This is a genomic window from Pontibacter amylolyticus, assembly GCF_014638845.1.
GTDB lineage: Bacteria > Bacteroidota > Bacteroidia > Cytophagales > Hymenobacteraceae > Pontibacter > Pontibacter amylolyticus.
Genome location: NZ_BMFP01000004.1, coordinates 506,546 through 531,546 on the forward strand (window position 1 = coordinate 506,546; position 25,001 = coordinate 531,546).

The 25,001-nt window shown below is 52.9% G+C and carries 27 protein-coding genes; 15 read left to right on the plus strand and 12 right to left on the minus strand.

Going from position 1 to position 25,001, the window contains the following annotated elements:
* Positions 1 to 343: 343 nt before the first annotated feature.
* Positions 344 to 937: an IMPACT family protein gene (locus IEV97_RS12795; protein ID WP_188501863.1), complete on the minus strand. Its 594-nt coding sequence runs from the start codon at positions 935 to 937 to the stop codon at positions 344 to 346.
* 351 nt (positions 938 to 1,288) lie between these two features.
* Here IEV97_RS12795 and IEV97_RS12800 point away from each other — a divergent pair, with 351 nt between their 5' ends.
* The 6 genes from IEV97_RS12800 (at position 1,289) to IEV97_RS12825 (ending at position 8,940) form a co-directional block, all read left to right on the plus strand.
* The gene (locus tag IEV97_RS12800) at positions 1,289 to 1,702 is read left to right on the plus strand and encodes a sugar 3,4-ketoisomerase (RefSeq protein ID WP_188501864.1); all 414 of its coding nucleotides are present in this window, start codon (positions 1,289 to 1,291) and stop codon (positions 1,700 to 1,702) included.
* Positions 1,703 to 1,717: 15 nt separating this feature from the next.
* Entirely contained in the window at positions 1,718 to 2,839 is a 1,122-nt protein-coding gene (locus IEV97_RS12805; protein WP_188501865.1) for a DegT/DnrJ/EryC1/StrS family aminotransferase, read from the plus strand.
* Positions 2,832 to 3,800 (plus strand): glycosyltransferase, encoded by a 969-nt coding sequence (locus tag IEV97_RS12810; RefSeq protein WP_188501866.1) that lies wholly within the window; start codon positions 2,832 to 2,834, stop codon positions 3,798 to 3,800. Before IEV97_RS12805 ends, IEV97_RS12810 begins: the two co-directional genes overlap by 8 nt.
* Positions 3,801 to 4,050: 250 nt before the next feature.
* Positions 4,051 to 5,028 (plus strand): acyl-ACP desaturase, encoded by a 978-nt coding sequence (locus tag IEV97_RS12815; protein WP_188501867.1) that lies wholly within the window; start codon positions 4,051 to 4,053, stop codon positions 5,026 to 5,028.
* Positions 5,029 to 5,855: 827 nt separating this feature from the next.
* Positions 5,856 to 6,956: a vWA domain-containing protein gene (locus tag IEV97_RS12820; RefSeq protein WP_188501868.1), complete on the plus strand. Its 1,101-nt coding sequence runs from the start codon at positions 5,856 to 5,858 to the stop codon at positions 6,954 to 6,956.
* 463 nt (positions 6,957 to 7,419) lie between these two features.
* Positions 7,420 to 8,940 (plus strand): sigma 54-interacting transcriptional regulator, encoded by a 1,521-nt coding sequence (locus tag IEV97_RS12825; RefSeq protein ID WP_188501869.1) that lies wholly within the window; start codon positions 7,420 to 7,422, stop codon positions 8,938 to 8,940.
* A gap of 83 nt (positions 8,941 to 9,023) precedes the next feature.
* Here the strand turns inward: IEV97_RS12825 and IEV97_RS12830 are convergent, their stop codons facing one another.
* From IEV97_RS12830 to IEV97_RS12855, 6 genes are all read right to left on the minus strand, one after another.
* A complete protein-coding gene (locus IEV97_RS12830; protein WP_188501870.1) occupies positions 9,024 to 10,214 on the minus strand; it encodes an NRAMP family divalent metal transporter in 1,191 nt (396 codons plus the stop codon).
* Positions 10,211 to 10,990, minus strand: a complete 780-nt coding sequence (gene pxpA, locus IEV97_RS12835) for a 5-oxoprolinase subunit PxpA (RefSeq protein ID WP_188501871.1) — start codon at positions 10,988 to 10,990, stop codon at positions 10,211 to 10,213. The genes IEV97_RS12830 and pxpA overlap by 4 nt, the downstream gene beginning before the upstream one ends.
* A complete protein-coding gene (locus tag IEV97_RS12840; RefSeq protein WP_188501872.1) occupies positions 10,987 to 11,994 on the minus strand; it encodes a 5-oxoprolinase subunit C family protein in 1,008 nt (335 codons plus the stop codon). Before IEV97_RS12840 ends, pxpA begins: the two co-directional genes overlap by 4 nt.
* Positions 11,984 to 12,718, minus strand: a complete 735-nt coding sequence (pxpB, locus tag IEV97_RS12845) for a 5-oxoprolinase subunit PxpB (protein ID WP_229733931.1) — start codon at positions 12,716 to 12,718, stop codon at positions 11,984 to 11,986. Before pxpB ends, IEV97_RS12840 begins: the two co-directional genes overlap by 11 nt.
* Before the next feature lie 121 nt (positions 12,719 to 12,839).
* Positions 12,840 to 14,153, minus strand: a complete 1,314-nt coding sequence (locus tag IEV97_RS12850) for a dicarboxylate/amino acid:cation symporter (RefSeq protein WP_188501873.1) — start codon at positions 14,151 to 14,153, stop codon at positions 12,840 to 12,842.
* 268 nt (positions 14,154 to 14,421) lie between these two features.
* Positions 14,422 to 14,880 (minus strand): peptidylprolyl isomerase, encoded by a 459-nt coding sequence (locus IEV97_RS12855; protein ID WP_188501874.1) that lies wholly within the window; start codon positions 14,878 to 14,880, stop codon positions 14,422 to 14,424.
* A gap of 193 nt (positions 14,881 to 15,073) precedes the next feature.
* Between IEV97_RS12855 and IEV97_RS12860 the strand changes: the two genes are divergently transcribed.
* The gene (locus tag IEV97_RS12860; protein ID WP_188501875.1) at positions 15,074 to 15,703 is read left to right on the plus strand and encodes a fasciclin domain-containing protein; all 630 of its coding nucleotides are present in this window, start codon (positions 15,074 to 15,076) and stop codon (positions 15,701 to 15,703) included.
* A gap of 2 nt (positions 15,704 to 15,705) precedes the next feature.
* On the opposite strand, the gene IEV97_RS12865 is transcribed toward IEV97_RS12860, so the two are convergent.
* From IEV97_RS12865 to IEV97_RS12880, 4 genes are all read right to left on the minus strand, one after another.
* A complete protein-coding gene (locus tag IEV97_RS12865) occupies positions 15,706 to 16,407 on the minus strand; it encodes an SDR family oxidoreductase (protein ID WP_188501876.1) in 702 nt (233 codons plus the stop codon).
* Positions 16,408 to 16,545: 138 nt separating this feature from the next.
* A complete protein-coding gene (locus IEV97_RS12870) occupies positions 16,546 to 16,728 on the minus strand; it encodes a hypothetical protein (protein WP_188501877.1) in 183 nt (60 codons plus the stop codon).
* Positions 16,729 to 17,220: 492 nt separating this feature from the next.
* The gene (gene rsgA / locus IEV97_RS12875; RefSeq protein ID WP_188501878.1) at positions 17,221 to 18,144 is read right to left on the minus strand and encodes a ribosome small subunit-dependent GTPase A; all 924 of its coding nucleotides are present in this window, start codon (positions 18,142 to 18,144) and stop codon (positions 17,221 to 17,223) included.
* Positions 18,145 to 18,149: 5 nt separating this feature from the next.
* The gene (locus IEV97_RS12880; protein ID WP_188501879.1) at positions 18,150 to 19,391 is read right to left on the minus strand and encodes a 3-deoxy-D-manno-octulosonic acid transferase; all 1,242 of its coding nucleotides are present in this window, start codon (positions 19,389 to 19,391) and stop codon (positions 18,150 to 18,152) included.
* A gap of 224 nt (positions 19,392 to 19,615) precedes the next feature.
* Between IEV97_RS12880 and IEV97_RS12885 the strand changes: the two genes are divergently transcribed.
* The 6 genes from IEV97_RS12885 (at position 19,616) to crcB (ending at position 23,238) form a co-directional block, all read left to right on the plus strand.
* Positions 19,616 to 20,200, plus strand: coding sequence for a hypothetical protein (locus tag IEV97_RS12885; protein WP_188501880.1), 585 nt, complete (start codon positions 19,616 to 19,618; stop codon positions 20,198 to 20,200).
* 135 nt (positions 20,201 to 20,335) lie between these two features.
* On the plus strand, positions 20,336 to 20,818 hold the full coding sequence (locus IEV97_RS12890; protein WP_188501881.1) for a GNAT family N-acetyltransferase: 483 nt from the start codon (positions 20,336 to 20,338) through the stop codon (positions 20,816 to 20,818).
* Positions 20,815 to 21,441 carry a class I SAM-dependent methyltransferase gene (locus IEV97_RS12895; protein ID WP_188501882.1) on the plus strand — a complete coding sequence of 209 codons (627 nt, stop codon included), beginning with the start codon at positions 20,815 to 20,817 and terminating at the stop codon, positions 21,439 to 21,441. Before IEV97_RS12890 ends, IEV97_RS12895 begins: the two co-directional genes overlap by 4 nt.
* A 234-nt stretch (positions 21,442 to 21,675) precedes the next feature.
* Positions 21,676 to 22,302: an HAD-IB family phosphatase gene (locus IEV97_RS12900; RefSeq protein WP_188501883.1), complete on the plus strand. Its 627-nt coding sequence runs from the start codon at positions 21,676 to 21,678 to the stop codon at positions 22,300 to 22,302.
* A gap of 114 nt (positions 22,303 to 22,416) precedes the next feature.
* Complete coding sequence (locus IEV97_RS12905) at positions 22,417 to 22,848, plus strand: VOC family protein (RefSeq protein ID WP_188501884.1); 432 nt, start codon at positions 22,417 to 22,419, stop codon at positions 22,846 to 22,848.
* 18 nt (positions 22,849 to 22,866) lie between these two features.
* Positions 22,867 to 23,238 carry a fluoride efflux transporter CrcB gene (gene crcB / locus IEV97_RS12910; RefSeq protein WP_188501885.1) on the plus strand — a complete coding sequence of 124 codons (372 nt, stop codon included), beginning with the start codon at positions 22,867 to 22,869 and terminating at the stop codon, positions 23,236 to 23,238.
* 3 nt (positions 23,239 to 23,241) lie between these two features.
* On the opposite strand, the gene IEV97_RS12915 is transcribed toward crcB, so the two are convergent.
* Positions 23,242 to 23,556: a winged helix-turn-helix transcriptional regulator gene (locus IEV97_RS12915; RefSeq protein WP_188501886.1), complete on the minus strand. Its 315-nt coding sequence runs from the start codon at positions 23,554 to 23,556 to the stop codon at positions 23,242 to 23,244.
* Positions 23,557 to 23,679: 123 nt separating this feature from the next.
* Between IEV97_RS12915 and IEV97_RS12920 the strand changes: the two genes are divergently transcribed.
* Together IEV97_RS12920 and IEV97_RS12925 are read left to right on the plus strand one after the other, a co-directional pair.
* Positions 23,680 to 24,591, plus strand: a complete 912-nt coding sequence (locus IEV97_RS12920) for a ClpXP adapter SpxH family protein (RefSeq protein WP_188501887.1) — start codon at positions 23,680 to 23,682, stop codon at positions 24,589 to 24,591.
* A gap of 172 nt (positions 24,592 to 24,763) precedes the next feature.
* Positions 24,764 to 24,961, plus strand: a complete 198-nt coding sequence (locus IEV97_RS12925) for a hypothetical protein (RefSeq protein WP_188501888.1) — start codon at positions 24,764 to 24,766, stop codon at positions 24,959 to 24,961.
* Positions 24,962 to 25,001 lie beyond the last annotated feature (40 nt).

Consider the following 25,001-nt stretch of genomic DNA (forward strand, 5'->3'; position numbering starts at 1 on the left):
GCGCTATTTGCTTCATAGCTTCCGGGGCAAGTTAGTCTTACTATACCTGCCAGTGTGTTTGTGAGCGTAACTGAAACTACAGCGCTTATACCTGTAAATTGGCAGCTACAGACTCCCCTCCTTGGATAAGGAGGGGCAGGGGTGGTTGGACCCGGTACTGTATGAGAATGGCTGAAGCTATAAAGTCTATACCTGACACAGGTAATGACAGAAGCCCCCCTTGGGGGAAGGGGCCCTCGACAAAGAAGGGGGTAGGGGGATGTCAATCGTGCACGAAAACTCTTTCCCCTGTACTGGGGTAGGTGCCCTCTTAAAATCCTTTAAATCCTGTTCCAGTCAACCACTACTCCACAGTAACTCCCTCCATTCCTTCCAACCTACCCCTCACTTCCTCCTCCAGCTTTCTCCGAACCTCCAGCGTCATGCGGCAGTCGAGTTCGAATTGCTGGTCTTTTACGCCGAGCTCGTACTCTTTCACCAGACCCATAACATCATTCATTTGCGGGTAAGCAAAGTGCACTTGCAGCAGGGTGGTTTCGTGCTTCTCAACGATGGTGGCGTTGGTGAGGGCTTCGGCAGTGGAGGTTTTGTAGGCGTTGATCAGGCCGCTGACGCCGAGTTTGGTGCCGCCGAAGTAGCGTATAACCACAACTAGCACATTGCTCAGGTCGAAGGAGCGGATCTGGCCCAGGATGGGGTCACCGGCGGAGTGGTTGGGCTCGCCGTCGTCGTTGGCGCGGTAGCGGCTCTTGTCAGCGCCCAGGCTGTAGGCGTAGCAGTGGTGACGGGCGTCGTAGTACTGCTTGCGCAGGTCGGAGAGAATCTCTTTCACTTCCTCTTCCGTGTAAACCGGGTAGGCCAGGGCAATGAATTTACTGCCTTTCTCTTTGTAGATGCCCTCAGAAGGCGATTCGACGGTGCGGTAGGTATCTTCCATAATTTTAAAGCACATGAGCGGCTATCTCCTGATACACAGGCAGCACCTGCGGTTGCGGCGCAACAATCCTGCCTGTGGAGGTTAGCTTCTTAGCAGTACAGGTGATGTAATTAGCTACAATGGCCTGAGAGTATACACATTCATTCACTGGAAAATCCTGCATATAAACCCAGGCGAAACGCACGACAGCACACGCAGCGTCAGCTATAGCGCAGGTATAAAGGCTGGGGCGGGCAGCACGCCATGCTTTGCAAAAGTAACAGAAGCGTCTGCAAGGGCAAAGCCGGAGCCGGATGTATAGGCACATTAACTGAAATTGTTTTAATTTGTGGCAGTACTAAATTTTTTCTCTTGTCTGCCACACCCTACCTGATCCACTTTGCCGAGACCGGCAGCCAGGAAATAGGCTTCATCGCCTCTACGCAACTAGCCCGGAACATCCCCTTTGCGATCAGGCGGGTGTTCTGGACTTATGGCACCCCGGCGGGTGTGTTGCGCGGGCAGCACGCCAACAAGGCTACCGAAGAGGTGCTGGTGGCCGCCGTTGGGAGTATTACAGTGGAAACGGATAATGGCAAAAGCAAGCAGACCTTTGTGCTCGACAACCCGGCCATCGGGCTATACCTGCCAGCCATGTGCTGGACCGATCTGTATTTTGCGCCGGGAACCATAGCTGTCTGCCTGACCTCCACCGATTTCGAGGAGTCCGACTACATCCGCGATTACACCACGTTCAAGCGCCTGGCAGCACACCTGGCTCTGTAAATACCGTCTATCCCTATGCCCATAACCCAGGTTCCATACTTTGCTTTCCGTGACTTTCCTGCAGGTATAAACCAACAGGTAGAGGAGGCGGTGCTGCGTGCCTTTCGGAGTCAGCAGTACATATTGGGCGAGGAGGTGGAAACGTTCGAAAATGAATTTGCCGCTTACGTGCAGGCAGGTAGGGCCATCGGGGTCGGCAATGGCTACGATGCGCTGGTGGTGGCCCTGAAGGCCGCAGGTATAGGAGCGGGCGATGAAGTGATCGTGCCGGCCAATACCTTCATCGCGACCGTGAATGCCGTGGTGCAGGTGGGCGCTATACCTGTGCTGGCCGAACCCGACCGCTATACCTGTAACCTGACTGCCGCTGAGGCCGCTGTGCTCGTCACACCACGCACCAAAGCCATCATACCGGTGCACCTCTATGGCCAGGCTTGCGAGATGGCGGGCTTTCTGGAACTATCTGCCAAGCACAACCTGACTATCATCGAAGACTTTGCACAGGCACAGGGAGCCAGCTACCAAGGTCGTCCGGTCGGTAGTTTTGGCCGCATCAGTGCCACCAGCTTTTACCCTACTAAAAACCTGGGCGCGCTGGGCGATGGCGGCGCTGTCGTTACGTCAGACCCAGCGCTGACTGACTACGTCCGCATGTACCATAACTATGGGCAGCAGCAGAAATATCACAACCAGATCGTAGGCATTAACTCCCGCCTCGACACGGTGCAGGCCGCCGCACTGCGCGTGAAGCTGCAACACCTCGATGCGCTGAATAGCGAGCGACAGCGGCTGGCGCAGGTATACCTGACCCGACTGCAAGGTATAGACGACCTGGTGCTGCCTGTCACAGCGCCGGACTGCACCCATGTATACCACATTTTCAACATCCGGACAAAGCAGCGCGACGCTTTGCAGCAGTACCTTTCAACACAAGGCATACAGACGGCCATCCACTACCCGGTGCCGGTGCATTTACAGGAAGCTTATACCTTTCTGGGCTATAAAAAGGGAAACTTTCCGGTAGCGGAAGAGCTGGCCGAAACAAGTTTGAGTCTGCCGCTTTTTCCGGGCATGACGGAGGCTGAGCAGGAGGCAGTTATCACCTGTATTCACACTTTCTTTGAGCGCCATGGCTGATCCTACTGCACTTCCGCTGGTGTCGGTCATCTGCCTCTGCTACAACCACGAGCGCTTTATCGCCGAGGCGCTGGACTCGGTGCTGGCCCAGACTTACCCGAATCTGGAGATCATCATCATGGATGATTGCAGCACGGATAACAGTGTCGCCGTCATTCAGGAATATGTCCGGCAATATCCGCAGCTCACCTTCCTGAGTACAGGCACGAACCAAGGCAACACCAGGGCATTTAACCTGGCCTGGCGTGCTTCCAAAGGCGCCTACGTCATCGATTTTGCGACTGACGACGTGCTCTTGCCCGAGCGGGTGGCGCAGCAGGTGGCGGCCTTCGAAAAGCTGGATGATACTTACGGCGTCGTGTATTCGGATGCGGAGTACATTGATGATGAAGGCCGTCACGTGCGCTTTCACTACAAGCGCAACCAGAGGGGCGAGGTGATTTCCTTTGCACCCTCCGGTGACATTTTTCAGCATCTGTTGGGGCGGTACTTTATCTGTCCGCCTACCATGATGATGAAGCGACAGGTGTTTGAGGAACTTCAAGGCTACGATGAAACACTGGCTTATGAAGACTTTGACTTTTGGGTGCGCTCCTCCCGCAGGTATAAGTATTTTTTTCTGGACGCGATCACCACCAAACGCCGTCTGCATGCCAATTCGCTTTCGAAGCAACTCTACAAACCCGGCGATAGACAGTTAACCTCTACGGTTCTGGTTTGCCGGAAAGCAACCAAACTGGTCCAAAGTGCCGGGGAGAAAAGCGCCCTGACCCGCCGCTTGCAATACGAGGCCCGGCACGCCTACCTGACGGGCCACTACCAGCAGGCTGAACAGTTTCTGGACCTGCTGCGGCAGCACGCCGGACTAGGACCGGTGTACCGCACCCTCCATCTCATCAACAAACTTAAAGTAGACCTGCGCTTCCTTAGAATACTGTATCAGAAGATTTTAAGACGCTGAAATTGCACTCTATCAGGGACTTACTATACATTGCAGGTAAACGTGTAAACTGTTTTCCGTTTCTGCGTAAGTATAAGGTATCCTGGGTGTGTTTGATGGTATGTGCTTTTGATAATGGAGAGGTGGAGGGTTAAATATGACGCCGAACCTGAACTCCTTTTTTAACAGAGAGTTAACTTAATATTACGCTGCGGACAACTATTTTAGTATAAATACCTATATTTGAATTTCAATCGCCTAAAACAATACCATGATTACAGCCATTGCCTCCCGTGTAGAAGTCATGAAGTGGATGGAAGACTTTGTCCACGAGAAGATGACAGAGTTTCTAAAGTCTGTAGAAGACAGCTGGCAACCAGCTGATCTACTGCCTGACGCCCGCATGGAAAACTTTTTTGAAGAAGTGAAGAACCTGCAGGAGCGTGCCCGTGACCTGAGCTACGACCTGCTTGCCGTGCTGGTAGGCGATACCATTACTGAAGAAGCGCTGCCAACTTACGAGAGCTGGCTGATGACCATAAAAGATTTGCCGCAGAACGAAGAGAGTCCGTGGATGCGGTGGAATCGTGCCTGGACAGCCGAAGAGAACCGCCATGGTGACCTGCTGAACAAGTACCTCTACCTGACCGGCCGCATCAACATGCGCGAAATGGAGGCTTCTACGCAGTACCTGATTGCCGATGGCTTCGACCTGCAAACGGACAACGATCCGTATCGCGCCTTCGTGTATACCTCTTTCCAGGAAACAGCTACCAACCTGTCGCACCGCCGCGTGGCCCAGATCGCCAAAAAGCAGGGCGACGGCATGCTGGCCAAGCTTTGCGGTTACGTGGCTTCTGACGAGGCCCGTCACGCCAAAGCATACAAGGCCTTTGTAGGCAAAATATTTGAAGCTGATCCGAACGAGATGATGCTGGCTTTTGAAGACATGATGCGCAAGAAGATCGTGATGCCGGCACATTACATGCGTGAGCTTGGTGTGGACATGGGCAAGACCTTCGGACACTTCACCGATGCCGCCCAACGCATTAACGTTTATACTGCCCTCGATTATACCGACATTCTGAGCGACCTTGTGAAAGAGTGGAAGCTGGAAACAGTTTCTGGTTTGAATGATGCCGGCGAGCGTGCCCGCGATTATTTAACCGCGCTGCCAGACCGCCTCAAAAGAGTAGCGGAGCGCATGAGATCGCCACAATTGGAGTACAAGTTCCGTTGGATTGACTAATTAGCGAGAGCTATATCTTATAACAGCAGGGGGCAGGTTGCGAAAGCAGCCTGCCCCCTGCTGTTATAAGATATGTGCAATTGAACATTAGGTCTGTTTGTAACTGGCGTAGCGGCAGTTGCAGGTATAGCAACCTGACTTGCTTTGTAGCCTGCCCTGGCCGGGCGGGCCCTACTTTTTTCCTTGATGGGGGTAGGGGCCCTCGATAAAGAAAAAAGTAGGCAAAAAAATCGTCATTGGCGCACCTGGCTAAGGCTTTCTTTTTCATCGCTGGAGGGACAAGGATGTCTTGCTATACCTGCTAGGGATCTTGAAGCGTAGCAAACTACGAAGCTATACCTTGGAGTGGCAGTCACAGATTCCCCACCTTGGATAAGGAGGGGTTAGGGGTGGTTTGATCCGGTATAGGCTTTAAACTTGAGCAACTACAAAACTATACCTGTGAGATGGTCTCAACCGCAAGTCCCCCTTTGAAGGGGGCAGGGGGATGTCAATCGTGCACGGAAAATGAAGCTATGAAGCCTATACCTTTGAGACGGCGACAATAGGCTCCCCTCCTGGGGGTAGGGGGCCCTCTTCAAGGACAAGGAGGTGTTAAGGGTGGTTGGACCCGGTACTGCAATGAAGCTGCTGTAATGACGAGGCTATGCCTGAGAAACGGTAAAGGCCAAAAGTCCTCTTCAAAGGAAGTAGGGGATATTGTCCTTATCTTAACCAGTACCAACCCAACCCAGCCAAAGCCGCTCAGGGCATTTCACGTATAAGAACCGGTGTGCACGAACATTCGTGTGTGTAGCGTTGTTAGAGTATAAATCAGGAGAGAGGTTATGAGTATAGGATATAGATTTGCAGAGTACATTCCGCCGCAAGACGATAAGCAGGGCTTTGAGTCGCTGCTGAAGATCTTCCTGCAACTGGTCATGATCACGTCCGGAGATGTGGCTGAGGCCCTGGCGTGGCTCAGTTCGCTGGACAAGCAGTATGGCCTGACCAGCGATGACTACGGCATCGGCGACTTTATCGAAGACCTCAAGAAGAACGGGTATATCGACGAGAATCCGCAGGAAGAGGGGGTACTGAAACTGACCGCTAAAAGTGAGCAGAACATTCGGAAAAGCGCGTTGGAAGAGATCTTTGGCAAGCTGAAAAAAGGCGGTAAAGGGAGCCATGCCACACCTCAGACAGGTATAGGCGACGAGGCCAGCACCGACCGCCGGGAGTACCGTTTCGGGGATGCGCTGGAGCAGATCTCCATGACCGACTCCATCCGCAACGCCCAAATCAACCACGGCCTTTCTGACTTCCGACTGACGGAGCAGGACCTCGAAATTATGGAGACGGAGCACAAAACGCAGTCGTCCACCGTGCTGATGATCGACATTTCGCACTCGATGATCCTGTACGGGGAAGACCGCATTACGCCGGCCAAAAAAGTGGCGATGGCGCTGGCCGAGTTGGTGAAGCAGAAGTACCCAAAAGATACGCTCGATGTGATCGTGTTTGGCAATGACGCCTGGCAGATTGAAATAAAGGACTTGCCATACCTGGAAGTGGGGCCGTACCATACCAACACGGTGGCCGGGCTGGAGCTGGCGATGGACATCCTGCGGAAGCGAAAGACGCCTAACAAGCAGATCTTCATGATTACGGATGGCAAGCCAACCTGTCTGAAAGAAGGATTGCACTACTACAAAAACAGTTTCGGACTGGATCGCAAGGTAGTGAACAAGACCCTGAACCTAGCTGCTCAATGCCGTCGCATCAAAATACCGATCACCACCTTTATGATCGCATCGGATCCCTACCTGCAGCAATTCGTAGACGAGTTTACCAAAGTGAATAACGGCCAGGCGTACTACAGCTCACTCAAAGGCTTGGGCCACCTGGTGTTCCGCGACTACGGTCGCAATCGGAAGAAAAGCTTTTAAGTTAGAAAGGTGAAAAGTTATAAAGGTAGAAAGTTTATCTGTAGTGACGTTACACCGTAACGTCGTGGTGCAACGCAGCATGGGTGCAACCTTGTAGGGACAGGTCGCGACCTGTCCGAATCGTACACCAAAACTTTCCGCCTGGAAAGGGATTCTTTGCAATTAAAAACCGGAAAGCGAGTTTGCGCATACCAGGCAAATCGAACCCGTAAACACTTAACGATGCTTTTTCTTAAGTGAACTGGCATACAAAAACAAAAGGAGTAAAGCGCCTAAGGCGGTGTAGTACACAGAAGTGCTAAGCTCGAAATACAGCCTGGAAATGAACGCGACTATAAACAGTAATAGCCCGATCAATTCCAGCATTTTATAAAGCGGGATCTTTTTCATAAAAGCAAAATACAGTTTACCTGAAACTCCCGCCGGAAATTAAACCATTTAACAGACATTCAACCAAAAGAGAATGCAATACGAAGACATTAAAGCAGAGAACTTACTGAAGATAAAGACCCTTGGTCAGTTACGTGCCGCCGGGTACGAACCGCAAACTGTGAAGCAGGAGCTTCGCCGTAACCTGATCCGCAGACTGCAGCGCAAAGAAGAGGTGTTCCCGGGCATTTGGGGCTACGAAGAAACCGTGGTGCCGGACCTGCAACGGGCTATACTTTCCATGCACCATATTAACCTGCTCGGTTTGCGCGGTCAGGCCAAAACGCGTATCGCCCGCCTGATGGCGGACCTGCTCGACGAGTACATACCGGTTGTGCAGGGCTCCGAGCTGAACGACGACCCGTTGCAGCCGCTTTCGCGCTACGCCAAAGACCAGATACATGAGCACGGCGACGATACGCCCATCGGCTGGATGCACCGCTCCGATCGTTACACCGAGAAGCTCGCCACCCCCGATGTATCGGTGGCTGACCTGATCGGCGATGCTGACCCCATCAAAGCGGCCACGCTCAAGCTGCCTTATTCTGATGAGCGGGTGATCCATTTCGGCCTGATTCCACGTTCGCACCGGGGCATTTTCGTGATCAACGAACTGCCCGATTTGCAGGCCCGCATTCAGGTATCCCTGTTCAATATTCTGCAGGAAGGCGACATCCAGATCCGGGGCTTCAAAGTACGCTTGCCACTCGACATCCAGTTTGTGTTCACGGCCAACCCAGAGGACTACACCAACCGGGGCTCCATCGTAACGCCGCTCAAAGACCGCATCGACTCGCAGATCATCACGCACTATCCGAAGTCTATTGCGATCGGCAAGAAGATCACCCAGCAGGAAGCGCATATTAAGGAAGAGCAAGAGCAACTGGTCACGACCAACGACATAATCAGCGATCTGATAGAGCAGGTGGCATTTGAAGCACGTGAGAGTGAGTATGTGGATGCCAAAAGCGGTGTGTCGGCCCGTCTGACCATTTCGGCTTTTGAGAGTCTGCTGAGTGCGGCCGAGCGACGTGCTCTGCTGAACGGCGAGGGCAAAACCTATGTGCGACTGTCCGATTTCCTGAATACCATACCTGCCGTGACGGGTAAAGTGGAGCTGGTGTACGAAGGTGAGCAGGAAGGCGCCGGGCATGTGGCGCAGGTGCTCATGGGCAAGGCCATCCGCACCCAATTCCTCCATTATTTCCCTGATCCGGATAAAGGCAAGAAGTCAAAAGAAGGCAGCCCGTATAAGAAAATAACGGACTGGTTTGGCGATGGCAATACAGTTGATATCCTGAATGATGCCACCGCATCGGAATACAAAAAAGCACTGCAGGCTATACCTGGTCTGAGTGAACTGGTGGAGAAATATCGCCCCGAAGCAAAAGGAGAAGAGAAGCTGTTCATGATGGAGTTTGCCCTGCACGGCCTGGCCGAACACAGTCAGCTCAGCAAAAACCGACTCAGCACCGGCCTGCAGTTCAAAGACCTGCTCAGCGGTATGTTCACCATGCCAAGCTTCGGTGAGGAAGAGGACGAAGACGACTTTTAGGAGTTTGAGAGTTTAGGAATTTAAGAGTTAAAGAGTTGAAAGCCAGAAGCGGTATAAGGACTGCTTCTGGCTTTTTGTTTTTATTACCCAAACAACGCCGGCAACTGCTTCACCAAGGTATAGCCACCCATCCAGGCCATCACCAATACCACCAGTAGACCAAAAACCGTCAGCCACAGCGGGTGCTTATACCTGCCGATGATCTTCGTTTTGTGAGCGGCAATCAGAATAGTGCCGAGCGTGATGGGCAGGATGAGTCCGTTTAGAGCACCCGCCAGGATAAGCAGGTGCACCGGTTTACCAATGGTAACAAAGATGGCAGTGGAGACTAGGATGAAGCCGATGATAAACCAGTTTTCGTAACGCTCGATGCTCCTGTGGAAGGACTTGATAAAGGAAACTGAGGTATAAGCCGATCCGATCACTGAGGTAATGGCCGCTGACACCATCACGATGCCGAAAAGCTTATATCCTACGTTGCCGGCAGCCAACTGAAAGACAGAGGCTGGCGGATTGCTCTCGTCGAGCACAAGGCCTTTGCTCACCACTCCCAGCGCTGCCAGAAACAGAAAGATGCGGATAATGGATGCCACCGTTATACCTGAAACAGCGCTGGTGTTCACTTCCGGCAAAGCACTTTCGCCTTTCACCCCGGCGTCGAGCAGACGGTGACCGCCGGCAAACGTAATGTAACCGCCTACCGTGCCGCCTACCAACGTAATGATGGCGATCAGGTCGATCTGGTCGGGCAGCAAGGTTTTGATGGCTGCCTCGGCAAGGGGAGGGGAGGAGGTGATGGCCACATACACGATCAGCAAGATCATCAGCATCCCCATGAATTGGGCGAAGCGGTCCATTGCCTTTTTGGCTTCACGCACCAAAAAAATGCCAATGGCTATACCTGCGGTGATGATGGCTCCCAGCTCCGGCGAACTACCGAATAGCACGTTAAATCCAAGTCCCGCACCACCCACATTGCCAATGTTAAAAGCAAAACCACCCAGCACAATCAGCACCGCCACAAACAGTCCAAGGCCCGGCATAAGCATGTTGGCAATATCCTGCGCCCGCTTTTCTGACACCGCAATCACACGCCATACGTTCAGCTGCACCCCAATATCGAGGATAATGGAAGCGAGTATCACAAAGCCGAAACTGGCACCGAGCGATTGCGTGAAGACGGTAGTCTGGGTGAGAAAGCCGGGCCCGACGGCAGATGTCGCCATCAAGAAGGCAGCACCGAGCAGCACGCTCCAGTTGCGTTTCTGCTTCATGGGCGCTGCGCGTTGGGTCTGGCAAGCGCTATACCTTCGCGCTGCAAGGTTTCATGTATATGGCGCGCAAAAGCCAGCGCATGCGGGCCGTCGCCGTGGATGCAAACCGTATCAGTTTGTATACCTACTTCCACCCCCTGCTGCGACAGCACCTTGCCTTCCCGCACCATGCGCAGCACCTGGCTGGCGGCTTTGTCTGGGTCGGTGATAAGCGCATCGGGCTGGCGGCGGGAAGTAAGCGTGCCGTCCTGCTGGTAGGTACGATCGGCAAACACTTCGTTGGCAGCGCCAAGCTGTAGTCGCTTGGCCGCCTGGATGAGTTCACTTCCGGCCAGTCCGTAAAGCAGCGCTTCGGGGTTTACCTTGTACACAGCTTCGGCGATGGCCTCGGCAAGTTTGGTATCGGTGGCGGCCATGTTGTAGAGGGCGCCGTGCGGTTTCACGTGTTGCAGCGTGCTGCCCTCGGCCTGCACAAAGGCCTGCAGTGCCCCTATCTGGTATACCACCATATCGTATACTTCCTCCGCTGACACGGCCATGTTGCGTCGGCCAAAACCCACGAGATCGGGGAGGCCGGGGTGTGCACCGATGGCCACGTTGTGCTGCAGGCAAAGCTGTACGGTTTTGCGCATCACGCCCGGGTCGCCGGCATGAAAGCCACAGGCGATGTTGGCCGATGTGACAAAGGGCAGTAGCTGTTCGTCATTGCCCATGCGGTAGGCGCCAAAACTCTCGCCCAGGTCGCAGTTCAGGTCAACGGAGAGGGGTTCGTTCATATGTTGTGCTTTAGGTGAATGGCACGGGCCAGTTGGGTCAGATTCTGTTCCTGCCGGATGTAAAGCTGCTGGGCTTCCTCCAGCGACACTTCCTCAAACGCAATGGTCTGGCCTGGCACGACCTGCGCCAAGATAGGTAAATCGACGCTAACTACCTGCAGGATGCGCGGGTAGCCGCCTGTTGTCTGGTGATCGGCCATCAGCACGATTGGTGTGCCCTCGGGCGGCACCTGCACCGTGCCAAATGTAACGGCAGTAGAGATCAGCTCCGTTTCTTCGCTCAGGTATAGCGAGACGCCCTGTAGCCGGTAGCCCATCCGGTCTGACTGCGCCGATACCTGGAAACGCTCCGACCAGATCTGCCCCTGGCTGGTATCCGAAAAGAGTTCGTACTCGGGACCTTTGATGGCGCGGATGGTTGGGTTTGGGTTATAAGCAGGATAAAACTGGGGATCGGGCGTCCAGTGAACAGCCGTGTAAGCGTGCCCGCTGGTGGCGCCTGACACTTGTGAGAACAGGGCTATACCTGCGGGCGTGGGGCTGTGGCAAGGTATAAGATCTCCGGCCTGCAGCGCCCTTCCCTGGTAGCCGCCTATACCTGCCTGCAGGTAGGTGGCATAGCTGCCCATCAGCTTAGGTATGTCTAAACCTCCCGACACGGCCAAATAAGCTCTGCAACCCGATAAGGACACTCCAAAAGACAGCGTGGCACCTTTCTTCACGAGAAAAGGCCGCCACATGGCCACCCGTTCCCCATTAAGCTCGGGTGAGAGGTCGGCACCGGTCAGGGCGATCAGGTGGTCATCGGTGAAGTGGATAGTGGGGCCGGTGAGTGTGATCTCCAGCACGGCTTCCTCCTCCGCATTGCCGGCCAGCATGTTCGCAACTCTGCAGGCAAAGCTATCCATGGCACCGCTTGTGATGATGCCCTCTTTCTGGTGCCCATACCTGCCCCTGTCCTGCACGGTGGTGCGCATACCTGGTTTGATGATCTCAAGCCCCATGCAACTGCTCCTTTCGATGCCAGAACTCGTCCTCTGAAATGGACAGGAACTTTACCTGGTCGCCTGCCTGCAGCAGACTGGGCTGCTCCCGGTTCGGGTCAAACAGCCGGAGGGGTGTCTGGCCGATCAGTTGCCAACCGCCCGGCGTCTCGATGGGGTAGATGCCCGTCTGGCCGCCTGCTATACCTACTGATCCGGCAGGGATGCGTGGTCTGGGATTTTTTTTCCGGGGCGTAGCCAGCTTTTTGGCCATCCCGCCCAGGTATGGGAAGCCGGGCGCGAAGCCAATCATGTATACCTGGTACTTGCCGCGTGTGTGGCTGGCAATTACCTCCTGCGGGCTGAGTTTGGTATAACGGGCCACGTACTCCAGATCAGGTCCGAAGGAGCCGTTATAGCACACCGGAATCTCCACTGTGCGGGCCGCAGCGGACTTGTCGTTTTCGCGGGCTACTCTGAGAATATACTGTAGTTGCTCGGTTACGCGGGTGTAGGGGTTGTAGAAGCCCCGCTCGCTCGCCTGACAGGGCTCGTAATACACGGTAACAGTGTTGTAGGCCGGCACTTGTTCCACAAAACCGGCAAACGGGTGGCGGTCCAGGTAAGTACTGAAAGCGCGTACCTTGGCATGGGTCGCTTTGTCGATGCGATCGCCGAACTGCACCGTGATGGCGCTGTCGCCGAGTGGGTATAGCCGGAATAGTTGCATGTCTTTTTGCTTCATACCTGCGCTAAGTAGTGTGCCTCTGTATACCCGTTGAGGTGAGGTATAGTTAACCAAGGTACATAAAAAAACACAAGACCGCAGGGGCAGCCTTGTGTTTGTGTTCGATGGTCAGGATTGCTTAGCCTTTCAGGCCAATGTCTTCGAGAACAGGGGGGTGCAGCTGCCCTTCGGAGTGGGCCACGATCATGGCCACTGCGGCATCGCCGGTCACATTCACAGTCGTTCGCAGCATGTCGAGCAAACGGTCAGGGGCCAGGATCAGGGCAATGCCTTCGATTGGGATACCCGCCTGCTGCAACACGATCACGAGCATCACTACGCCCGCACCGGGCACGGCAGCCGATCCTATGGAAGCAAGCGTGGCCGTGAGCACTATACCGGCCTGCGCCGCCAGCGACAGATCCATGCCATAGGCCTGCGCGATGAACACAGCCGCCACCGATTGGTACAAACTCGTGCCGTCCATGTTGATAGTAGCGCCGAGGGGCAGCACAAAGCTGGTAATCTCGCGGTTGATGCCCAGGCGTTCTTCGCAGCGCTCCATGGTAACCGGCAGTGTAGCTGCGCTGGAGGAGGTAGACAATGCCAGCATCTGAGCCGGGAAAATACCTTTGAAAAAGTCAACGTAACTGCTCTTGCCCAGGATTTTGATAAGGAGCGGGTAAACCACAAACATCATAATGGCCAGGCCGGCGGTTACGACAATGCAGTAATAGCCAAGCACGAGCAGCAACTCGGCAGCGGCCGAAGGATCGTCGCCGGCAAATTCTACTACCAGGCCTGCCAGCAGGGCGAACACGCCGTAGGGAGCGGCCATCATGATGATATCCACCATTTTCAGGATGACCAGGTTCACACTTTCAAAGAAGATATTGACCGGGCCCGACTTATCCCGGGGTATCATGATCAGGGCGATGCCGAAAAGGAGGGCGAAAAAGATAACCTGCAGCATACTGGCATTGTTAGTCATGGCCGCAAAAATGTTGTCAGGAACAATGTCGACGAGTGCCTGCAGCGGCCCCTGCTCTTCTACGGCAGCCGCAGCAGAAGAGCGCTGGTCGGTAGCGCCAGCGTATTGGGCTTTAAATTCCTCACGCTTTTCGGGTGAAAACGCTTTGCCGGGCTCCGCTATGTTCACGATGACAAGCCCCAGCACTACAGCCAGCAGTGTCGTCATGAGGTACAGGCCGATCGTTTTGGTGCCGATGCGGGAGAGTTTGCTGATGTCGCTCAGGCTGGCTACCCCCGTGATCAGGGAGACGAGCACGAGCGGAACGGCGATCAGTTTGAGCAGGTTGATAAAGATGGTGCCGAAGGGCTTGATCCAGTCAGCGGTGAACTCGATGAGGCCGAAGGAGCTGGCAGAAATACCCCAGGCTACTCCTAGCACCATGCCGATCAGAATCTGCCAGTGTAAAGCTAATTTCTTCATAAACAGGGTAGTGGCAGGGCGGTAGTGGGTGCCTGCCGGTTACAGGTATAGGTTCAGGAAATCACAGGAACGGGCAAACACCGTGTAAGTGGCTGCATTTTCTGTCCGGAACGAAGTGTCCCTTTCAGGTAAAATTAAGAATTAATCCTTAAGAATAAGGGTTTATATATAGAAATGGACGATATTAATCTGCTGAAGTGAAGCGCTTTTAAACAGGAAAAGCCGCGTCTGGGCGGCCTTTTCTGTTGTCTGTACCCGGGTAGGGTGCCTACTCTTCGTTCACCACGATCTTCTCAATCCTGTCGTTGGCGCGGATCTGATCGATCACGTCCACGCCTTCTACCACCTTGCCGAAGCAGGTATGGTTACGGTCGAGGTGGGCAGTGTTTTTGCGATTGTGTACGATAAAGAACTGTGACCCACCTGTGTTACGGCCGGCATGCGCCATGCTCAGCACACCGCGGTCATGATACTGGTTTTCACCGGTCAACTCGCAGTCGATTTTGTAGCCTGGGCCACCAGTGCCCGGCACGCCCTTGGCGCCTTCGCGTGAGTTAGGGCACCCGCCCTGAATTACGAAGTCAGGAATAACGCGGTGGAAGGTCAGGCCGTCATAAAAGCCTTCTTTGGCAAGTTTTATAAAGTTTTCTACCGTCTTTGGCGCGTCTTTTTCATAAAACTCTACTTTCATGACACCTTTGCCGGTATGGATTTCTGCGGTTCTCATAATTTTAATCTTTTGGAATAATGGAATACGAATAAGTACAAAAGTACGCAAAATATTGGTGGAGAGCCATACACAGAACCTGTGATTTGGCTGAACGGATGAATGGCCCGGTATTTGCCAAAACTTGATGCGCTCTAAAACAGTAATTGTATTATAGCCCGACACCAGAATCCGATTAGAACCCGAGCCTACCATGAAAGCATTTCCCTACCTACTCACCTTGTTTGGACTGGCCATGCTGCTGATCACTGCCTGCGACCAATCCAATAATAGCCAAACCGGAAACGAAGCCGCCCGGCAGGAGGGAGCCGATGCACTGCAGGCCAAGGGACCTGTTGAGGCGCAAGCCGCCAACGCTCTCCAAAGTCCGGAGAGCACCAATGATGCTCGCGTATCTGCTCGCAGTTTGTTAGACAATATCGCCGCCAACAGTGATTTAAGCACTTTTAACTCCCTTCTGCGCAAGGCAGGCGTAGCTAAAAGCCTGAGTGGCACAGGCCCATACACCGTTCTCGCCCCTACAGAAGCCGCCTTCCGGGGCTTACCTGACAGCCTGCGCGATAACCTGGAAAGTTCCGAGCACCGTGAACTGGTGCAGCAACTGCTCAACAACCACATTATTGCAGGCAAGCTGACCACGAGCGACTTGCAGGATGGCGCCATTCTGAAAACAGCGGCCGGCCACCAGTTGAAAGTGGCTAAGCGTGACGATAAAATTCAGATCGGCAATGCCTTGATGGAAAAGCCCGACGGCATGAGCAGCAATGGTGTGCTGCACACGATCGACAAGGTACTGGTGCCAGTTAAAGAAGCGGCTCTGTAAACTTAGAATGGGTTTGTCGCCCACACCGCCAACTCAGGTATGAAGCCCCGGTCATCAAGCTCCAGCGCCCCTTTAATAGCCCGCGCAATTTCGTAGCCCCGCAGTTTGTTTGGCTGGCTGTCACGTTCTTCTCTGTCTTCACGGCCAAAGGCGGTGGTCACTTCGCTGGGGTTGAGCAACATAACCCGCACATTATGCTTCCGCAACTCTGCCTGCCAGCACTGGGTCATGCCGCGCAGGGCGAACTTAGACGATGCGTATACCGAGCCTCCTTCGTAGCCTTTGATCGCGGCTGTGGAGCCGATGTTGATGATGTTGCCGTAGTTCTGCTTTTTGAAAATCTCCGCCGCCCGCTTCCCCATCATGGCGGCGCCAAACACGTTGACGCTGTATACCTGCTGAAAATCCTCCAGCGTCACATCTTCCAGCTTTTTGGATATGCCTATACCTGCGTTGTTGATGAGCGCATCGAGCCGGCCATATTCACTCATAAATGTCTCGAAGGTCCGCTTCACGTCTTCCGGATTTGCCACATCGGCTGTGATGGGCAATGCCCCAAGTTCCCGCGCTGCCTTGTTGGTCCGTTTCTCGTCACGACCGGTTATGGCTACATTGGCTCCGTGCTTGATGAGTAACTGGGCCGTAGCGTAGCCGATGCCGAGTGTGCCGCCTGTGATCAGGATATTCGCGTTTTCGATTTTCATAGTGGTCGTGGTGAGGTTGATTATTTACTAACGGAGTGGGGGAGTTTGTAGTTGAGGTTGCATCTGGCTTTTCGCCTGGCCGGGCGGGGCGGGTTTGCAGGTATAACTTGATGGAGCGTGCGTCCACACTCGTGTCTGCTATGGTGGGGCCTCCAGCCCAGGTATAGGTATAGGTATAGGTATAGGTATAGGTATAGGTATAGGTATAGCCTGCTTTGCACTGTGGCTAATGCCTTTTGCAGGTATAGCAAATGATATCGTTGTATAGCTTCGCCTGTGCGGCGGGCACTCACTTTTTTCCTTGATGAAAAAAGTAAGCAAAAAAATCAAGACGTTTTGAACTCGCTGACCGCTCAAACAAAAAATCGTCAAAAGTGCACCTGGTACCGCTGTCTGCTTTGTCGCTAGCGTGCAAGTTACTCTTGCAATACCTGCCAGCAGACCGTGGCAATATCGAAAACTACAGCGCTTATACCTGAGAACTGGCAGTTACCGACTCCCCGCCTTAGACAAGGAGGGGTAAGGGGTGGTTGGACCCGGTCCAGCAAAGGAACTGCAGTAACTACAACGCTTATACCTGCAAAGAAGTAACGGCAGAAATTCCCCTCTCGGGAGGGGAAGGGGTGGGTAGAGCCAGTGTTCTGATTAAGAACAGAAACTATAGCGCTTATACCTTCAGGACGGCAACAGAGAAAAAGACCCTTGGGAATAGGGAGCTTATATGAATATTCAGACAAATTCTACTTGTGCACGATTCGGACAGGTCGCGACCTGTCCCTACAAATCTCAAACTCCTAAACTCCCCAACTCAAATCACTTCCTGTTATCCTCTCCCTGCAGCATGCTCAGGTAGCTCTCGTACCGGGTCAGGGCGATTTCGTTGTGGCGGACGGCCTCTACCACGGCGCAGCCGGGTTCGTTGAAGTGGGTGCAGTTGTTGAAGCGGCACTGGTTGAGGCGCTCGCGCATTTCGGGGAAGAAGTGGCCGAGCTCTTGTTTGGGGATGTCGACGATGCCGAGTTCTTTGATGCCGGGTGTGTCAATAATGAACGTCTCAGAATCAATCTCGAACATCTCGGCGAAGGTGGTGGTGTGCACGCCTTTGTCGGAGAAGCCGGAGATTTCGGAGGTTTTCAGGTCGAGATCGGGTACGATCAGGTTGATGAGCGTGGACTTGCCCACACCGGAGTGGCCCGAGAAGAGCGAAGTTTTGCCGTGCAGCAATTCTTTGAGTTCCTCTATACTTTGGTTGGCGTGTGCCGAAACACCCATCACTTTATAACCGATGCGTTCATACAGGTAGGCGATCTGCCGCTGGTATTCCTGCATGTCCTCGTCGTAGAGGTCGGTTTTGTTGTACACAATCACGGTAGGTATACCGTAAGCCTCGGCCGTTACCAGAAAGCGGTCGATGAAGCCAAAGGAAGTGCGTGGCGATACCAGCGTAGCTATCAACAGCGCCTGATCGAGGTTGGCGGCGATGATGTGTGCGTGCTCGGCCTTGTGCGTGGATTTGCGGATGATGTAGTTTTCGCGGTCTTCGATCTTGTGAATCACGGCTGTGTCTTCGCCCGTGGTTTCCACGTCGAACTCCACACGGTCGCCGACGGCCAGCGGGTTGCTCACCTTTAGGCCCTTGAGCTTGAACTTGCCGCGCAGACGCGCCCGGTGCAGTTTACCCTCTGCATCACGCACTAAATACCACGATCCCGTCGATTTTACTACAACTCCCTTCATTCGTTTTATTTCAACAGTTGGCGCACATCGGCCATTATTTTGGCTGTGGCACCCGCCTGTTCGTGTACGTAAGTTTTTTCTTTGTCGGTTATACCCTGGCGCAGTCCGGGTGTAGTATGCACCCGCTCAAAAGCCTGCAGTAGTTCGTCCGCATTGTTGATTGGGAAAGCACAGCCTAGCTGCACCAGATCCTTGGCCTCCTGAAACTTGTCGAACTTCGGCCCGAAGAACAGCGGCAAACCGAACACAGCCGCCTCCAGCGTGTTGTGCAGTCCCTTGCCGAAGGCCCCGCCAATGTAAGCATAAGTGCCGTAGCTGTAAAGCGAGGAGAGCATGCCGATGTTGTCAATCACCAGCACGTTATACCTGCCGGCATCAGATTCCGTGGCCTGCGAGAAGCGCACCGCCCCTTCGCCGAGCTGTTTCATCAGCTGACTGATGCCGCTTTCGTGAATCTCGTGCGGCGCGATGATGAACTGTATACCTTGTCGGTGTTTCTGGATCAGCGGTAACAGCACCTCGATATCAGCAGGCCAGCTACTACCCACCATAAACACCTCCTTGCCCTGCGCAAATACCTCCACTACAGGTATAGCTTTTACGCTGGCAGCTGTCTGCAGCACACGGTCGAAGCGGGTGTCGCCGGCAATGCTGGCTTTGGTGATGCCTATACCTTGCAGGAGTTTCAGCGAAGCCTCGTTTTGGGTATAAAGGTGTGTGAAGCGCTGCAGCATGCTCCGGTTAAAGCTGCCGTAGGGTTTGAAGAACACCTGGTCAGGGCGGAAAATAGCCGAAATGGACATGACCGGTATAGCCCGCTCCTGCAACGCCTGCAGGTAGTAGTGCCAGAACTCGTACTTTACAAACACGGCCAGCTTTGGCTGCACGATGTCCAGAAAGCGGTTGGCATTGCTTTGGCTGTCGAGTGGTAAGTAGAAGATGTAGTCGGCCCCCGCGTAGTTTTTGCGCACCTCGTAGCCCGAAGGGGAGAAGAACGTCAGCGCCACCTTATACCCCGGATACTCCTCCCGAAAGGCCTCCATCACAGGCCGTCCTTGCTCAAACTCACCCAGCGACGCGCAATGAAACCACACGACCGGCGCTGTGTTGCCTTGCAGCTGCTGAGCCATACGCTCGAACTGCCTTTCACGGCCTGTCTGCATCAGCTTCGCCTTCTGGTGAAAAGGTGCCGCCAAGGCAATAGCCGCCTGGTAAGCCTTCAGTCCGATGTCGTAGAGTAGTTTCAAATTCTGTTTTCTGGCGATTACCGCATAAGAGCTGAGCCTGTAAGTGCCTGTTCGCTTGGTTTGCGCTGCAAATATAGGGTATTCTGAAAGGATAGTGGTAAGGAGGTGTTACATTATAAAAAGGAGGAGAATTGCTTGTAGGGCTGGGCCGATACGGTATATTTGATAGTTGAATAGTAGAGGTTTAGGTTTACCAGAAATCAAAAATTTATCCGATAAAGAAAATGACTATCAAGGGTCTCATGCTGAACAACCTGAAAGGGAGAAAAATATTTATATTTTTTATCCTGGCTTCTGCCATTTATCTCACCATGTTGTTCATTACAATAGAGCATCTGGTTTTTCTGGCAGAAGGGTACAAGCCGCTTGACATGCTGCCTCTTGGCTATAATCAGGAGTATGTTACCCTGCTTTTAAGCAAACTTGGGGTAAGCGGCCGTGACTACTACCTGACAAGGCAATTACCGCTTGACTTTCTATACCCCGCTTTTTTTGCCATTACCTATTCTTTGCTCTTCGCTTACCTGCTCAAAAAGGTAGGGAGAATTGATACGAAGTACTTCTACCTTGCCTACCTTCCTATACTTGCGGGAGCAGCGGATTATGTGGAGAATCTCTTTATCATCTATTTTATAAAGTCGTATCCTGCCATCACGGCAAGTAGCGTAAACGTAGCTTCCGGCTTTTCGGTAATCAAAAGCGTCACCACTTCACTCTACTATGTTTTCTTGGTCGTACTCGTGGTGCTTTTTGCCAAAAACTATCTGTTTTCGAAAAATAAAAGTTCAACAGCGCATCATACACGCTAATATCCTTGCCTACCTGATTTTGGCAGACAGGGCAAATACCCCGGCTTCCAGTAGCCTAACGATAGCGTCACTTCGCCCGACCAGACTCTTAGAAGTAAATTCTCGACGGTTAACGCGAGTACAACAAAATATCCCATGCCCCTCACCATCCGCCCCATCCAACTCTCCGACAACGAACCACTGGCAACCTTAATCCGAAAGGTTTTCCGGGAGTTTAAGATCGACAAGCCCGGCACGGTATATACCGACCCGACCACCGATGCTTTGTACGAGTTGTTTCAGCAGCCGGGCAGCACTTACTTTGTGGCCGAAGAAAATGGCACCATCCTGGGAGGCTGTGGCGTATACCCAACCGGAGGCCTGCCTGCGGGCTGTGCGGAGTTGGTGAAATTCTACCTGTCCGCCGAAGCCAGAGGCAAGGGGATTGGCAACCAACTGATGCAGCAAAGTATAGCCGCAGCCAGAGAGCTAGGTTACAAACAGCTATACCTGGAATCGTTCCCCGAGCTGGCCAAAGCCGTATCGATGTATGAGAAAGCAGGCTTCAAACCCATACCGTATGCGTTGGGCAACTCGGGCCACTACGCTTGCAACATCTGGATGCTGAAAGACCTATGACCGTAGAAGAAGCCTATAACAGTTGGGCCGCGCAGTACGACACCAACAAGAACCGAACCCGCGACCTGGAAGCCACAGCCTTGCGCACCACGCTGGCCGATGTGCCTTTTGAGACGTGCCTGGAAATTGGCTGTGGCACCGGCAAAAATACGGAGTGGCTGGTACGAAAAGCCATGCATGTCACGGCAGTGGATTTATCCGGAGAAATGCTGGAGCGCGCCCGTAAGAAAGTGAGCTCGAACAAAGCAGCCTTCCTGCAGGCCGATATCACCCAGCCCTGGCAATTCGCGACGCAGGTATACGACCTTGTCACCTTTAGCCTGGTGCTGGAGCATATCCAGCAACTGGACTTCATCTTTGAACAGGCCGCAGCGGTCCTCAAAACGGGAGGATACGTCTACATCGGCGAGCTGCATCCGTTCAAGCAGTACACCGGCACGAAAGCCCACTTCGATACGGAAGAAGGACGGCAGGAAGTCGAGTGCTATACCCACCACGTTTCGGAGTTCGTGCAATCGGCCAAACAATATGGCCTGAAACTGGTCGACCTGAACGAATTTTTCGATGACCCCGAGAAGTCAGGTATACCGCGCATCCTGACCTTGCTATTGCAGAAGGTATAGCTTTGCCCTGTCCTATTGCTCTTCTGCAAAAGTGGATGCAGCGAATCATGTACTGTAGCGGTAGGGGATTCTCCTCTCATGGGGAGAATCCCCTAGACTGAAATTTCCATTTGAGAAGGGGTGCTGCTACCCGGTAAGTAATCCCATAACTGCTCTCTTCCCGCTTTCATCAGCCCAATTCGTCGGTTTTCCGTAAACTCCATACCTGCTGCGGCAGGTATAAAGCACCAGCGTATGACGGAAAGCAAGCAAGAGGAAATAAAAGTTGTCGTGTTCGACCTGAACGGCACTTTCTATACCAAGAGCTCCAAAGAGGAGTTCTTCAAGTTTATTGGCAAGAAGAAACCCCACAAGCTGGGCTATTATTTCCAGATGCTCTACTACAAGGCGCTCCTCAAAATGAACCAGATCCGGATGACGGAGTTCAAGGAGAACTTCTTCAACTACCTCGACAACATCCCGCCTGAGCAGGTTGAAAAATATGCGCGCGAGTTCTGGAAGGAGGAGTTTCCCGGCGAATTTAACAAAGAGATCAAAGCCAAACTGGACAGGTATAGGCAGGAGGGAGTGCAGGTGATCTGCGCCACAGGTGCGCTGGAGGTATACGTCAACCCGCTGTTCGAGCTATACCCGATCGATGCGGTTTTCGGCACGGCGACCAGGTATAACGGCACGACCTACATCGTGGAAGGCAAGGCCTGTAAGGATGAAGAAAAGATCAAACGCCTCGATAAGCACTTCAAGGGCAAATCCTACAAGATCGTGGAAGCCTTTTCGGATGCCAAAGAAGACATACTGGACCACGCAGAAAAGGCTTGGCTGGTGAAAGACGATGGGAAGTTGGTACCATATGAGAAGTGAGATTGCTATACCTGCAACAACCAGTGATAAAGTTTGCGTGCTGGCGGTTGAGTTATATGCTGATTATGGTATATTAGAGGTAAATTGCCTTATATAAACCAAAAACTAATCACAATGGCATCCATCAACCCTTACCTCACCTTTGCAGGCAACTGCGAAGAAGCCTTTGCTTTTTACAAGTCCGTATTCGGCGGCGATTTCCCGTACGTGGGCCGTTTCAAAGACATGCCCTCTGAGAACCCACTCCCGGAAGCTGAAGGAAACAAGATCATGCACATCTCCCTGCCGATCAGCAAAGAAACGACTTTGATGGGCAGCGACTCTTCAGAGGCCTTCGGTCAGGCAACCGTGATGGGCAACAACTTCTCCATCTCCATCAATGCGGAGAACGAAGACGAAGCCAAGCGTCTGTTCGATGGCCTATCGGAAGGAGGCAAGGTAACCATGCCGCTGAACAAAACTTTCTGGGGGGCGCTGTTTGGCATGTTCACCGATAAGTTCGGTATCCAGTGGATGGTGAACTACGATTACGAGCAGAAGCACTAAGCTGCATCATAGTTTGAGATGAAAATACTATTAGCAATAGGAGCAGGCAGCTTTATTGGCGGTACTTGCAGGTATCTGTTGTCACAGTTTATCCAGGCAAGGTCTACGATTCCTTTTCCTTTTGCCACACTTACTGTCAACATTATCGGCTGCTTGCTGATCGGGGTGGTGTTTGGACTTGGTGCTAAAGGTGGCATTACACCAGACTGGCGTTTGTTCCTGGCAACAGGTATACTGGGTGGCTTTACAACGTTCTCAGCGTTCTCCTACGAAACGGTGCATATGCTGCAAAACGGGCAGGTAAGCAGCGCTATTGCCTATGTTCTGGCAAGTGTGCTGCTGGGGCTGCTGGCTACTTTCGTCGGAATTTGGCTGGTAAAACTGGCCTGAGCCTTAGGTTAAGAAACTTTCCATACCTCTGAACACCGACACCATTGCCCGTCCTTTCTCTGACAAGGTATATTCTATGTGCAGGGGTTTCTCCTGCACCACGGTCTTCACCAGGATATCCGCCTCCTCCATCTCTTTGAGCGCCGTCGCTACTGATTGCTTGTTGGAACCCGGCAGCTGGCGCAGCAAACCGTTGAACCGTACCGGCCCATCCAGGGCCAGCCGGAAAATCTGCGGCTTCCATTTCCCGGATAACTGCTTTAGAATGCCCTCGGCCGGGCAGCTCGCTTCCTCCTGATGTAAATTGTTGGTAGTCATGTTTTTTTGACTAATTGACTCTCCGAAGGTTTAGTCCGACCTTTGTAAAAGTAATTCAGAAAAGCCTGCTGGCTACTGGCTAACAGGCTGATTTTTATAAAGTTTAACACAAGATAGAATATTATGGAGACGAAACCAACGATGCATTGCGATATTGAGACCGGTATGTGCGAAATTCCGGGAGCGCAGGCCACAACAGAAGATACCAACATCGCCGCAGCCCAGAAACCAATCAAGCTGCTCTACTTTACCGATCCGATCTGCTCCTCGTGCTGGGGCATCGATCCGCAACTGAAGAAACTGGCGCTGGAGTACGGCCCATACTTCGAGGTGGAGTACCGCATGGGCGGCCTGCTGCCAAGCTGGGAAGCCTACGGCGGCCGTGACGTGAACGGACCTGCCAGCGTAGCCCAGCACTGGGAAGAAGCCGGTGCCCACTACGAGATGCCCATAGACGGCGACCTGTGGCTGGAAGACCCGTTGCCATCTTCTTATCCGCCTTCCATTGCCTTTAAGGCGGCCCAGTTGCAGGGAGAGGACAAAGCCGGGGCGTTCCTGAGAAGAATAAAGGAGATGATCTTCCTGGAGAAGAAGAACATTGCCCGCTGGGATAACCTGGCGCTGGCCGCCGAGCAAACCGGCCTGGATGTGGCTCAGCTCAAGGCTGACTTCGAAGGCAAAGCTGTTGAGTTGTTCCAGCAGGATCTGGCGCTGGCGCGTCAGCTGGGCGTACGTGGTTTCCCAACCATCTTTGTGACCGACGGAAACGATAACCGCATTCTGGTATATGGCTCACGTCCGTATGCGCAGTACGAGCAGGCGCTGCTTCAACTCCATCCGGAGGCCACCAAGCAGCAGTATGACACAAGCTATACCTCACTTTTCGGCAAGTACAGCACGCTTACCACCAAAGAGTTTTCGGTGCTTTCAGGTTTAAAAACCAGCGAGGCCGAAGCGCACCTGCAGGAACTGCAAGAACAGGGCAAGATCGGAAAGTACGCTTCCAAGAACGGCCCGCTTTGGAAAAGATTCTAAGCTAATAGCTCATGATAAAACAAAAGCCCCGGCAATTTGCCGGGGCTTTTGTTTTTCATACTGCATAATCAATGCGAACGCTATACCTGTCGCTTCTAAATTGAACTATAAATTGATGATTGCTGTCCGGTTTTAACTGATAACTTAAGCCAAAGATAAGTATTGTAACTAAATGCAAATGGTAAACACATTGAATCGCAGCCTACTGGCGATTATCCTCTTCTCAATTCTGGTTGCTTGTGACAAAGAGGAAGTCGAAACTAATAGTCCAGCAATTGAGGCACCGGCTACTTTTGAGCTATACAAAAATGAGATCGGTGCTGTTGAAGTGTATGCTAAAAATGGCAGAGTAACAGGTGTACCGTCCTGAAATGAGTTGACACAAAAGTTGACTTATATGCAAGAGACGA

Excerpts from the sequence above, each read along its gene's own strand:
- IEV97_RS12795 (WP_188501863.1), bottom strand. The coding sequence starts at position 937 with ATGGAAGATACCTACCGCACCGTCGAATCGCCTTCTGAGGGCATCTAC.
- IEV97_RS12805 (WP_188501865.1), top strand. The coding sequence starts at position 1,718 with ATGCCCATAACCCAGGTTCCATACTTTGCTTTCCGTGACTTTCCTGCA.
- IEV97_RS12810 (WP_188501866.1), top strand. The coding sequence starts at position 2,832 with ATGGCTGATCCTACTGCACTTCCGCTGGTGTCGGTCATCTGCCTCTGC.
- IEV97_RS12815 (WP_188501867.1), top strand. The coding sequence starts at position 4,051 with ATGATTACAGCCATTGCCTCCCGTGTAGAAGTCATGAAGTGGATGGAA.
- IEV97_RS12820 (WP_188501868.1), top strand. The coding sequence starts at position 5,856 with ATGAGTATAGGATATAGATTTGCAGAGTACATTCCGCCGCAAGACGAT.
- IEV97_RS12825 (WP_188501869.1), top strand. The coding sequence starts at position 7,420 with ATGCAATACGAAGACATTAAAGCAGAGAACTTACTGAAGATAAAGACC.
- IEV97_RS12830 (WP_188501870.1), bottom strand. The coding sequence starts at position 10,214 with ATGAAGCAGAAACGCAACTGGAGCGTGCTGCTCGGTGCTGCCTTCTTG.
- pxpA (WP_188501871.1), bottom strand. The coding sequence starts at position 10,990 with ATGAACGAACCCCTCTCCGTTGACCTGAACTGCGACCTGGGCGAGAGT.
- IEV97_RS12840 (WP_188501872.1), bottom strand. The coding sequence starts at position 11,994 with ATGGGGCTTGAGATCATCAAACCAGGTATGCGCACCACCGTGCAGGAC.
- pxpB (WP_229733931.1), bottom strand. The coding sequence starts at position 12,718 with ATGAAGCAAAAAGACATGCAACTATTCCGGCTATACCCACTCGGCGAC.
- IEV97_RS12850 (WP_188501873.1), bottom strand. The coding sequence starts at position 14,153 with ATGAAGAAATTAGCTTTACACTGGCAGATTCTGATCGGCATGGTGCTA.
- IEV97_RS12855 (WP_188501874.1), bottom strand. The coding sequence starts at position 14,880 with ATGAGAACCGCAGAAATCCATACCGGCAAAGGTGTCATGAAAGTAGAG.
- IEV97_RS12860 (WP_188501875.1), top strand. The coding sequence starts at position 15,074 with ATGAAAGCATTTCCCTACCTACTCACCTTGTTTGGACTGGCCATGCTG.
- IEV97_RS12865 (WP_188501876.1), bottom strand. The coding sequence starts at position 16,407 with ATGAAAATCGAAAACGCGAATATCCTGATCACAGGCGGCACACTCGGC.
- rsgA (WP_188501878.1), bottom strand. The coding sequence starts at position 18,144 with ATGAAGGGAGTTGTAGTAAAATCGACGGGATCGTGGTATTTAGTGCGT.
- IEV97_RS12885 (WP_188501880.1), top strand. The coding sequence starts at position 19,616 with ATGACTATCAAGGGTCTCATGCTGAACAACCTGAAAGGGAGAAAAATA.
- IEV97_RS12890 (WP_188501881.1), top strand. The coding sequence starts at position 20,336 with ATGCCCCTCACCATCCGCCCCATCCAACTCTCCGACAACGAACCACTG.
- IEV97_RS12895 (WP_188501882.1), top strand. The coding sequence starts at position 20,815 with ATGACCGTAGAAGAAGCCTATAACAGTTGGGCCGCGCAGTACGACACC.
- IEV97_RS12900 (WP_188501883.1), top strand. The coding sequence starts at position 21,676 with ATGACGGAAAGCAAGCAAGAGGAAATAAAAGTTGTCGTGTTCGACCTG.
- IEV97_RS12905 (WP_188501884.1), top strand. The coding sequence starts at position 22,417 with ATGGCATCCATCAACCCTTACCTCACCTTTGCAGGCAACTGCGAAGAA.
- crcB (WP_188501885.1), top strand. The coding sequence starts at position 22,867 with ATGAAAATACTATTAGCAATAGGAGCAGGCAGCTTTATTGGCGGTACT.
- IEV97_RS12915 (WP_188501886.1), bottom strand. The coding sequence starts at position 23,556 with ATGACTACCAACAATTTACATCAGGAGGAAGCGAGCTGCCCGGCCGAG.
- IEV97_RS12920 (WP_188501887.1), top strand. The coding sequence starts at position 23,680 with ATGGAGACGAAACCAACGATGCATTGCGATATTGAGACCGGTATGTGC.
- IEV97_RS12925 (WP_188501888.1), top strand. The coding sequence starts at position 24,764 with ATGCAAATGGTAAACACATTGAATCGCAGCCTACTGGCGATTATCCTC.